This is a genomic window from Psychromonas sp. (assembly GCF_983033635.1).
Genome location: NZ_CEZLMY010000012.1, coordinates 23,818 through 31,670, shown reverse-complemented (window position 1 = coordinate 31,670; position 7,853 = coordinate 23,818). Strand labels below are relative to the sequence as shown.

Sequence of the window (7,853 nt, the reverse complement as noted above, 5' to 3'; positions counted from 1 at the left end):
AGGGATTATGAAAAAAGTATTAGTGCTTTATTACTCGCAAAGCGGCCAATTATCAAAAATGGTCGAATCGATTACAGCTCCCCTTAAAGAAAATAAGCAGATTAAGGTCGATTACTGTCCAATAAAACCGCTTACCGCTTATCCTTATCCTTGGTCTTTTTATCCATTTTTTGATGCTTTCCCTGAAGCAATTTATATGAACGGCTGCCCTGTTGAACCGATCGAAAATCAATACGATGAATATGATCTGGTTATTCTTGCCTATAGCGTCTGGTTTTTAGCGCCGGCTATTCCAATTACAGGTTTTTTAAAAACAGAGCAGGCTAAACAACTTCTTAAAGATAAACCTGTGATCACTTTGATTGCCTGTCGCGACATGTGGGTGATGGCTCAGGAAAAAATGAAGACACTGCTTACAGGTGTTCAGGCAAAACTTATTGATAATGTTGTATTGACCGATCAAGGTGGTTCTATCTATGCGTTTATCACCACGCCACGCTGGTTATTAACGGGTAAGAAAGACCCTTTCTTATGTTTTCCTGCTGCAGGCGTTAGTGAAAAAGATCTAAAAGAAAGTAGTCGCTTTGGTGATAAATTAGTAAGATCGTTAAATAACAGCGAAGAAAAAACAGGAAAACCCTTATTGAAAAATATGGGGGCTGTATCTGTTGATGGGAAATTAGTGGGCACAGAAAAAATAGCGACTCGTTCGTTTATGATCTGGGGGAAATTAATCAAAAAATCAGGGCTACCCGGTTCATTGCCTAGAAAAATTGTGATTACTATCTATTCATTATTCCTTTTAACGTTAGTGTTAACGATTGTGCCTCTTAATATACTAATTCGTCGCCTTATCTATCCCTTTACCAAAAAAACTATTGAAAAAAATGCCAAAGAATATGAAAAGCCTTCAGGACGCTAATTATGACTAGAAACGTATATATCAATAATATCCAAGCTTTTTTACCCAATGAAGCAGTGACGAATAACGAAATGGAATCTGTATTGGGGCAAGTTGGTAGCCGTCCATCGCGTGCCCGTAAAATGATTTTACGCTCGAATAAAATAACCTCCCGCTATTATGCTGTAGATAAAGAAACAGGTCTGCCTACCCATACAAATGCGCAATTAACAGCGCAGGCTATCCGTCAGTTAAACTGTGAATCATTTAATATTGCTGATATTGAACTGCTGGCTTGCGGTACCACTGTGCCGGATCAGTTATTACCCAATCATGCCTTGATGGTACATGGTGAACTTGGTATCCCGAGTTGTGAAGTGATTGCTACCTCGGGTATTTGTCTTTCTGGCACTATGTCGCTTAAATATGGTTATATGTCAGTTTTAAGCGGACAAAGTGAAAATGCTGTGGCAACAGGCTCGGAAACGGCTTCCGCTATGATGCGTGCAAAAAACTTCAAAGAAGAAGTGGATATAAAAGTAGATGCATTACAACGTCAGCCTGAAATCGCATTTGAAAAAGACTTTTTACGCTGGATGTTAAGTGATGGGGCTGGCGCTGTATTGATGAGTGCAAAGCCTAATGAAACGGGGTTAACGCTTAAAATTGATTGGATAATACAAAAGTCCTATGCGAATGAGCAAGATGCTTGTATGTATGCGGGTGCTGAAAAACAAGCAGACGGCAGTTTAAAAGGCTGGTTGGCATATGACTCAAGCGAGTGGTTAAGCCAATCAATTTTTAGTGTTAAACAGGATGTAAAACAGCTTAATGAAAATATTATTGAATATACGGTTACTAAACCTCTGCAGGAGTTAGTAGAAAAAGGACAAGTGGAGCCTGATTCAATTGATTATTTCCTGCCGCATTATTCATCAGGTTATTTCCGCGATAAAGTTTATCAGGGTATGAAAAAAGCTGGGTGTGATATTCCGCAAGATAAATGGTTCACCAACCTTGCGACTAAAGGTAATACCGGATCTGCTTCAATTTATATTATGTTAGAGGAACTGCTTCACTCTGGTAAGTTAAAAGCGGGTGATAAATTACTTTGTTATGTTCCTGAAAGTGGACGTTTCTCCACTGCTTTCATGCAACTGACTGTTGTTTAATAAAGAGTGCTTTATGGATATTAAAAACGTACCTCAAGATCATATTTCGACTTACGCCGAAAACAAAAAAGCGCTTTATGCAACAGATGAGAATGGGAAATATGCTGTTGTTACCTCTTCGGGCTGGGATGTTGAAGGCGAAGCGACAAAGCAAGCGTTAACCGAGTTACAACGTCAAGCTGATAATGCTTATCAAGCGGTTTTAGAAGGTCAGCAATCCCCTCTTTATTATCATATGTATGCGCAACGAATGGACTTGATTGTATTAGCGCAATCAATGGGCTTGTTTCAATGGCGCGTGAAGCGTCATTTAAAACCTAAGGTCTTTAAAAAACTTTCTCCTACTTTGCTCGCACGTTATAGCGAAGCGCTTGGCCTTTCTGTTGAAAGCCTTAAACAACTACCTGAATTAAAAGAAAAATAATATGCAAGCTGTTAAATTTAAACACCAACATGCGGCACATTGCGAAAGTGGTGTGATGTCATCAATGTTAAGCCACCATGGTTTAAAACTATCTGAACCAATGGTTTTTGGTTTATCTAGCGCACTTGTTTTTGCTTATTTACCCTTTGTTAAGCTTGGAGGTATGCCATTAATTGCCTACCGTTCAATGCCTAAATCGATTATTAAAGGGTTACAGAAAAATATCGGTTTGAAAATGAAAGTTGAAAAATTTTCAAACGCGACACGTGGTACACAGCGTTTAGATGAGTTACTTGCACAAGGTCATATTGTTGGCGCACAAACCTCTGTTTTTTGGTTGCCGTATTTCCCCGAAGAGATGCGTTTTCATTTTAACGCCCATAACCTGATGGTGATTAATAAAACGGATGATAACTACAGCATCAGCGATCCTGTTTTTGAACATTTGGTTGAAGCGGATGTTAAATCGTTGCAGAAAGCGCGATTTGTAAAAGGGGTTATGGCACCTAAAGGGGCTTTGTATTACCCCTCTTATGTTCCTCAAGAGATTGATTATAAAAAAGTATTACCTAAGTGTATTAAAAAAACAGCAAAAACAATGCTGAAAACGCCAGTACCGATTGCTGGTTTAAAGGGAATTTATTTTCTTGCCAAGCATATTCGCCAGTTAGAAAAAAAAGGCGAACAATACAGTAAACTGTTTTTAGGTCATATCATCCGAATGCAGGAAGAGATTGGTACTGGTGGCGCTGGTTTTAGATATATTTATGCCTCTTTTTTACAAGAGTCTGCTGAGTTAATTAATAACCAAGAGTTATTTGAAGCTTCAAAAATGATGACCGCAACGGGCGATGCCTGGCGTGAATTTGCTCTGCTTATTGCTAAATCTATCCGCTCTAAAAATAAAAAAGTAATTGATTACCTAGCTATTGCTGAAAAACTGGAATCTGTTGCTCAGCAGGAAGCTGAAGTTTATAAAAAATTATTACGAGCATTCTAATGATAAAAATAGATAAGCTTTGTAAAAGCTATGGTGAAAAAAAAGCCTTAGATAACCTCTGTTTAGATATTAAAGCAAATAGTATCTTTGGACTTTTAGGTCCCAATGGTGCGGGAAAAACGACCCTTATTTCCATTTTAAACGGCTTAACAACCTTTGATAGCGGGCAAATACAGATATTTGATAAACCCTTATCTAAATATATAAAAGATATTCGTCAGCGTTGCTCACTGATTCCGCAAAGTCTTGCTTTTTATGACAACTTATCGGTTAAAGAAAATCTTGATTTTTTTGCCGGTATTCAAAAAATAGCAACTGCGACAGCTAAAAAAAATATTGGTTATGCTATTGAAATTAACCGATTAGATTCGATGTTAAAGCAGAAAGCAGCAACATTGTCGGGTGGACAAAAACGCCGTTTAAATATTGCAATTGGTTTATTAAATAACCCGGATATTCTGTTTTTTGATGAACCAACTGTAGGTATTGATCCCGAATCCCGTAATGAAATTTTAGATACTATCCGCTCTTTTAAACAAGATAATAAATGCGTTATATATACCTCTCATTACATGCCTGAAATTGAAAAAATATGCGATCAAGTGGCGATAATTAATGCCGGACAAATTATCAAACAAGGTGATATCTGCTCGATGTTAGAAAGAGAGATGGGCAATCAGCTTATTATTGAACTATATGAAACACCAATAGCTGTTCTGCAGGAGTGCTGTGAGCTGTTTTCTTTGTTAACCGTTATCAATAGCAGTTGTTTACAATTAGCTTCTAAAAAACCTGAATATATTTCTCAAGCTCTTTCTCTGCTGGAGAACAATAATGTAAAAATTAAACAGGTAAATTATGCCAATACCAATCTTGAATCAATTTTCATTAATTTAACATCGAAAGGAAGGTAACATGTTCAAGTCGATGTTAATTAAAGAGTTTTTACTTGTTATTCGTGATAAACACGCACTGGCTGCACTGTTTGTGATGCCTGCTGTGTTTATCTTAATTATGTCGCTGGCGTTAAAAGATGTGTTTAACGAACAAAAAGCAATGCTTTCTTTAGCGATTGTCGATCAAGACAGTTCTGAAACTAGCCAGGAGTTTATAAGCTCAATTCAGGGAAATAAGCTGATTAATAGTAAACTGCTCAATGTTGACGATCATAAAGGTGTGGATCAACAGAATGTTCAGTTTCTTATTTTAATCCTTGAAGGTTACGAACAAGAAGAGAACAAGCAATTACAGATACAAGTTGCTTCCGATGTATCGCAAACTGTTTTGCTTTTATTTAAAGCGCAAATGATGCAAATAATTATGCAGCAAAAACTAGCCAGTCTCCATTCACTGCAGCAATCCCGTGCTCAACAGATGGGCTTTGATATCCCAGATGCCGTTGATATCAATGAAAACGATATTATGAATATTCAATATGCAAAACTATCTGCAGATGAAAAGCCAACTTCAACACAGCAAAGTGTGCCCTCTTGGATAGTTTTTGGACTGTTTTTTGTCATTATTCCAATGTCGACAATTTTCATTAGTGAACGCAAACAAAATACATTGATGCGTTTAAGCACTATGAATATTACTATCCCTGCCCTTTTTGCAGGAAAAATAATCCCTTACATGATTATCAATCAGCTGCAGGTATGGTTAATGATAGCGGTGGGAATGTATATTGTTCCTCTGTTTGGTGCTGATGCATTGACCATTGGGGGATCGGTAACTGCTTTGATTGTTATCTCTTTTGCACTGAGTTTAGCTGCCATTGGTTTGTCTATCTTAATTGCAACGGTTGTCGACAGTGTTGAGCAAGCGACCACCATCGGCGGTATTCTTAATGTCTTACTTGGCGCAATTGGTGGTGTGATGGTACCTAAATTTGTAATGCCCGAGTTTATGCAGGAATTTGCCAATATCTCGCCTATGTCCTGGGGATTAGAGGGCTTTTTAGATCTGTTTTTACGTAAAGGTAATTTATCTGACGTACTCAACGAGGTACTGGCATTAACTCTGTTTGGTTTGGTTTTGCTGTTTATTGCTGCCATTATATTTAATATAAAAATAAGGAAAGTATCATGATCGGCTCACAGGATGAGGCGCTTAAATTGCGCCTTAAAAAGATGATTATTGAAGAGTGTGAAAAAGATGAATTTGCAGCTGATGATATCAGTGATGATGTGCTGCTATTCTCTCCTGAAAGTGGATTAGATCTTGATTCTGTTGATGCCCTGCAACTATCTATGAGTCTGCAAGCACAATTTAATGTGCGTTTAACCGATCCTAAAGAGTTTCGCCGTGTAGTTACCACTATTAATGGCCTCGCTGATTATTTACAGGCTGAGTAAGTTTTTATGATTACTATTTTAGGTGGCGATATAATTTGTGCTTTAGGTGATAAACAGCAGCGTCTTGCACACCTCCTTAATGGTACTTACCAAACTATTGAAAAAAAGATGAATGTGTTTGCTGAACAGCGCAGTTATCCATATTATCAACTGGTTTCAGAACAACCGCTGCCAGTCTTGTTTGATCCTATCCCGGTAATAATTCCTGTTATAAAAAAGCTAATTGATAAGTTGGCATTAGATAAAAATTCATTAAGTCGTTGCGGTCTGTTTTTAGGCTGTTCAGCAAATGATCTGTCCATATCGCACCCGCTTTGGTTAAATACAAGTGATTCATCTGCTGGTAAATTTAATGATCAACGGGTTGGAAATGGGCTTTATGCATCACAATTAATTGAGCACTTTTCATTAAACGATTTATCGCTTACCTATAATACCGCTTGCACTTCAAGCGCTAATGCAATGATTGATGCCGCAACTATGTTAGAAGCAGGGGTCATTGATTATGCGTTAGTGGTTGGCCTGGAGATGTTTGCCAGCTTTTCATTTGAGGGGTTTTCATCAATGCAATTGTTATCACCTGATCAGGTATCCCCTTTTGATCAAAATCGCCAGGGTATGGTGTTAGGTGAATCATTAGCTGCCCTATTTATGAGTCGCGATGATCTGCGTAAAAGTGACTGGATTTTTAAAGGTGGTGTTAATCGTAGTGAAACAGCAAGTGTAACGGGTGCTAAGTTAGATGGTAGCGGCATCAGGGAGGTTATTAAGGAGACATTAGATTGTTGTGATCTGCAGGCGAAAGATATTACGGCGGTAAAAACCCATGGGACGGCTAGTCCAATGGGGGATATTGCTGAGATTAATGGAATGAAACAGATATTTAAAAAACAACCAAATTTCTTTTCTTTAAAACCCTATATCGGCCATACACTTGGGAGTTGTGGAGTAAGTGAGTTATTACTTTTAACTGAATGTGTGGGACAAGGCTTTATTCCTGGAACACCTAATTTTAATAATATTGATCCTGAACTGCAATGGGCGCCAATAAAAAACAAGATAAGCTGTAAGGCGGGGAATTTTTTACTTAATTACTTTGGATTTGGTGGTAATAATGTTTCGCTGATTATTGAAAAGGTGCCGTCGTGATTTATATCCAGCAAGTTGCATTAATAAATCACCAGCAGCCTGAAGATGTTGATGTAAAATCTATTTGCAAAAAAGTAGCGCCTAAGTTTGTACGCCGTACCGATCGTTTTATACAGCTAGGTATACTTGGAGTAGCACAGATTCAAGATAAGCAAGCGATAAGCGAAAATACAGCTTTATACCTGACATCAGGGCAGGGAAATATATCGGTATTTAAGCGTTTGTGTGATTATCGGTTTATTGAAAAATCGCCACCCAAACCCGTCGACTTTATAAACTCTTTAAGTAATACCGCAGGTTTTTATATTGCGCAGTTTTTAGGGTTAAATAGCAAAAATAATAACCTTTACAATCATGGTTTTGTTGTGGAAATGGCATTAACTCTGGCAAGTAGCGATTTAAAACTGAAAAAAGAACAACAAATATTACTTGGTGGTGTTGATCAACTGTTTGAGCCTGCAGAAATTGCTAAGCAGTACCTTGGATTAAAACCTGATGTTGAATTGGGTGAAGGTAGCAATTGGATGTTACTCAATCGTGAAAAAGAAAATGCATTAGCATCGCTTGAAATAATAACGCAATCTATGAATTTACAGCAAGTAAAAGCTTTTATGCGAAGTGTTGAAGGTGATTATCAAGTTGCTTTTGCACTGCGCTGCTCTGAGCTGGATATCAATGAATTAATGGCAAAAGCAGAGCAAACACGTTTTACTTATGAACAGCGCGTCGGGTTTTACGAAACAGTGGCTCTCTATGCGTTAAATAATTTTATCCAAACAGAAAAAGGGCTGTTGTTGTTTATTGATTATTTCGAAGGTCAATTTCGTTTAATAAAACTTAATGTTTTTTAACA

9 protein-coding genes are annotated in these 7,853 nt (G+C 37.7%); all 9 read left to right on the top strand.

Translation table 11 applies throughout. The annotated features are described in order from the left end of the window. A partial coding sequence (locus AC4GME_RS03020) for a dialkylresorcinol condensing enzyme (RefSeq protein WP_490378995.1) occupies positions 1-922 on the top strand: 922 nt, incomplete at its 5' end. Positions 923-924: 2 nt separating this feature from the next. After that, the gene (locus AC4GME_RS03015) at positions 925-2,073 is read left to right on the top strand and encodes a beta-ketoacyl-ACP synthase III (RefSeq protein ID WP_490377826.1); all 1,149 of its coding nucleotides are present in this window, start codon (positions 925-927) and stop codon (positions 2,071-2,073) included. A 13-nt stretch (positions 2,074-2,086) separates the two neighbouring features. Continuing rightward, on the top strand, positions 2,087-2,497 hold the full coding sequence (locus AC4GME_RS03010) for a DarG family dialkylresorcinol biosynthesis protein (protein ID WP_490377827.1): 411 nt from the start codon (positions 2,087-2,089) through the stop codon (positions 2,495-2,497). 1 nt (position 2,498) lies between these two features. Then, complete coding sequence (gene darH / locus AC4GME_RS03005) at positions 2,499-3,497, top strand: BtrH-related acyltransferase DarH (protein ID WP_490377828.1); 999 nt, start codon at positions 2,499-2,501, stop codon at positions 3,495-3,497. Continuing rightward, positions 3,497-4,411: an ABC transporter ATP-binding protein gene (locus AC4GME_RS03000; protein WP_490377829.1), complete on the top strand. Its 915-nt coding sequence runs from the start codon at positions 3,497-3,499 to the stop codon at positions 4,409-4,411. Before darH ends, AC4GME_RS03000 begins: the two co-directional genes overlap by 1 nt. A 1-nt stretch (position 4,412) precedes the next feature. After that, the gene (locus AC4GME_RS02995) at positions 4,413-5,585 is read left to right on the top strand and encodes an ABC transporter permease (protein ID WP_490377830.1); all 1,173 of its coding nucleotides are present in this window, start codon (positions 4,413-4,415) and stop codon (positions 5,583-5,585) included. Further along, a complete protein-coding gene (locus tag AC4GME_RS02990; protein WP_490377831.1) occupies positions 5,582-5,851 on the top strand; it encodes an acyl carrier protein in 270 nt (89 codons plus the stop codon). Before AC4GME_RS02995 ends, AC4GME_RS02990 begins: the two co-directional genes overlap by 4 nt. 6 nt (positions 5,852-5,857) lie before the next feature. Further along, complete coding sequence (locus tag AC4GME_RS02985; RefSeq protein ID WP_490377832.1) at positions 5,858-7,000, top strand: beta-ketoacyl synthase N-terminal-like domain-containing protein; 1,143 nt, start codon at positions 5,858-5,860, stop codon at positions 6,998-7,000. Next, on the top strand, positions 6,997-7,851 hold the full coding sequence (locus AC4GME_RS02980; RefSeq protein ID WP_490378994.1) for a hypothetical protein: 855 nt from the start codon (positions 6,997-6,999) through the stop codon (positions 7,849-7,851). Before AC4GME_RS02985 ends, AC4GME_RS02980 begins: the two co-directional genes overlap by 4 nt. Positions 7,852-7,853: the final 2 nt, after the last annotated feature.